Annotated in this window: 2 protein-coding genes, 1 pseudogene and 1 other annotated feature; of the genes and pseudogenes, 2 read left to right on the forward strand and 1 reads right to left on the reverse strand. The window is 41.4% G+C overall.

Annotated elements, in window-relative coordinates:
- Window positions 1–2 precede the first annotated feature (2 nt).
- On the forward strand, window positions 3–770 hold the full coding sequence (gene istB, locus FTU77_RS15805; RefSeq protein WP_257222715.1) for an IS21-like element ISAba8 family helper ATPase IstB: 768 nt from the start codon (window positions 3–5) through the stop codon (window positions 768–770).
- Between the two features lie 121 nt (window positions 771–891).
- On the opposite strand, the gene FTU77_RS15810 is transcribed toward istB, so the two are convergent.
- A protein-coding gene (locus FTU77_RS15810; RefSeq protein WP_159153816.1) for an IS3 family transposase occupies window positions 892–2,111 on the reverse strand; the annotation gives its coding sequence in 2 pieces (ribosomal slippage) (window positions 892–1,835 and window positions 1,835–2,111; 1,221 coding nt in all).
- Window positions 1,720–1,836: a sequence feature (AL1L pseudoknot), on the reverse strand. It overlaps the preceding gene by 117 nt.
- A 177-nt stretch (window positions 2,112–2,288) precedes the next feature.
- Here FTU77_RS15810 and FTU77_RS15815 point away from each other — a divergent pair.
- Window positions 2,289–2,414, forward strand: a pseudogene (locus FTU77_RS15815) (helix-turn-helix domain-containing protein); the annotation flags it as partial.

Below are 2,414 nucleotides of genomic sequence, written 5' to 3' on the forward strand. Positions count from 1 at the left end.
ATCTGCAATACGACCGTATAGAGCAACTTTGCCAAAAGCTCAATCTGCCTGCCATCGCATCACAATGGTCACATCATGCACAACAAACATTAGGTCAAGATGGAAGTTATGCCGACTTTGTTGAAGCTATCTTGACGCATGAATATGCTGCCAGGCAACAGCGCAGCCAGCAGGTCCTGATGAAACTCTCAGGCCTGCCTCAAGTGAAAACGCTGGAAGGTTACGATTTTAATTATGCACTGGGTGCTCCCAAATCACAGGTGGTCGAGTTGTTCAACCTGAGCTTTATTGCTAGAGCAGAAAATGTGGTGTTTCTCGGGGCTAGCGGTGTAGGGAAAACGCACTTATCTATGGCATTAGGCTATAAGGCCATCATGAACAATGTCAAAACCAAGTTTATTACCGCCGCCGATCTCACGCTGCAACTGAGTACAGCCTATCAGCAAGGTAAATTGAAAACCTATATGCAACGTGCGGTACTGGGACCAAAGTTACTGATTATCGATGAAATTGGTTATTTACCGTTTGGACGTGAAGAAGCGAATCTGTTCTTTAACGTGATTGCCAAGCGTTATGAAAAAGGCAGTACGATATTGACGAGTAACTTACCCTTTAGCCAATGGTCTAAGTCGTTTGCGGATGATGTTACGTTGACCGCTGCGATGTTAGATCGGTTGCTGCATCACTGTCATGTGGTACAAATATCGGGTGAGAGTTATCGTTTGAAGGATAAAAAAAGAATTGGGATTCAGCCCCAGGTTGAAATTTAATACGAGATCAAAGGGGTCAATTTTAGAATGCCGTTGACAATGCTCGCACTTAAATTTTGGTATGAATTCTGGTTCCAGAAATTGAACCGTACCGGGTTTGTCGGAGACTTTTTTATTTAAGTTAGGCCACCTGACCTAACGGGTTAATCTTATCATAGTACATTGCTTCAAACTCAAAAGGCGATACATAACCCAGTGCACTGTGTACACGCTTTTTATTGAACCAATCTACCCTGTTTAGTGTCGCAAGTTGTACATCTGCTAAACCTTGCCAATCTGCTTTTAAATATTCAATCACCTCTGTTTTGTATAAGCCATTCACCGTTTCAGCCAGAGCATTATCGTATGAATCACCAGTTGTACCGACTGATGCTCGTAAATTTGCAGCTTCTAAACGATTGGTATAGCGAATAGAAAGATATTGCACACCTCTGTCGGAATGATGAATCACATTCTTTGGCATGCCTCGATCATGCAATGCTTGCTCTAATGCATCGAGCACCATATCTGTATTCATTCGTGTAGATACTTTCCAGCCAACAATTGCTCGTGAGAACACATCAATAATAAAGGCGGTATAGACCCAGCCTGAATTTGTTTGAATATACGTAAAGTCACTGACCCACAGTTGGTCAGGATGATCAGCAGTAAAATTACGTTTCACTAAATCATCTGCTCGTTTTTGGTCATCTCGGCTACGGGTGGTTTGTTTGTTCTTACCTCGCCAAACACCTTGTATACCTAGCTTTTTCATTAATCGAGCAACAGTACAGCGTGCAATAATATAGCCTTCACGTTTCAGTTTTTGCCAGACTTTACGTACACCATACCGACCTGAACTTTCCTTCCAAATTCGTTTAATCTCCTCAGCATGATGCAAGTCATGTAAATCTCGCTTTGCTCGATGTTCTGGATTTTCGCAGAGATCTAGAGTCCGGTAATAGGTTGAAGCTGCGATCGGTAAAATCCTACAAATCGCATCAACACCATATAAGTCTTTATTGTTATGGATGAAATCCACCATTATTTGTGTGGGCGGTCGAGCTCCGCCTTGGCGAAAAAAGCGGCTGCTTTGCGTAGAATTTCATTGGCACGCTTTAATTCTTTAATTTCACGTTCCATTTGCTTCATTTTTTCTTGGTCAGATATCTGTTGTACTTTAATAGGATTTTGCTGATCTAAATGCTTTTGATGCCAGGCACGAAGTGTTTCAGGAGTACAACCAATCTTAGGCGCAATTGCTGTGATTGCAGCCCAATTCGATGGATAATCTTTCTCGGATTCAATCAATAATTGAACCGCTCTTTCTCTGATTTCAGGGGTATATTTTAATTTTGTCATCGGGATAGTCTCTCAGAATATTGACTCTCCGACAAACCCGGTACGGTTCATTCAGTTCTTTGGACAATTCCCTTTTAGATCAATAATAGAGACTAATATCAATTATCTTATACATGGTAAGTTGACAAAAATAACTAATCATGCGAAAAAGTTTTTTTAGTTAACAGATGTTCACCCATGCCTCGAATTGTTTCTGTACCACTTAGTTTAGAACAGCGAGAACGACTCATTTTTCTGGCCAAGCATGCAAAACATTGGCGTGAAAGACAACGTGCCCAAACTATTCTCTGGCTTTCTGAAGGT

Source organism: Acinetobacter sp. YH12142, from assembly GCF_013418435.1.
In the GTDB taxonomy this organism is placed as follows: Bacteria; Pseudomonadota; Gammaproteobacteria; order Pseudomonadales; family Moraxellaceae; genus Acinetobacter; species Acinetobacter amyesii.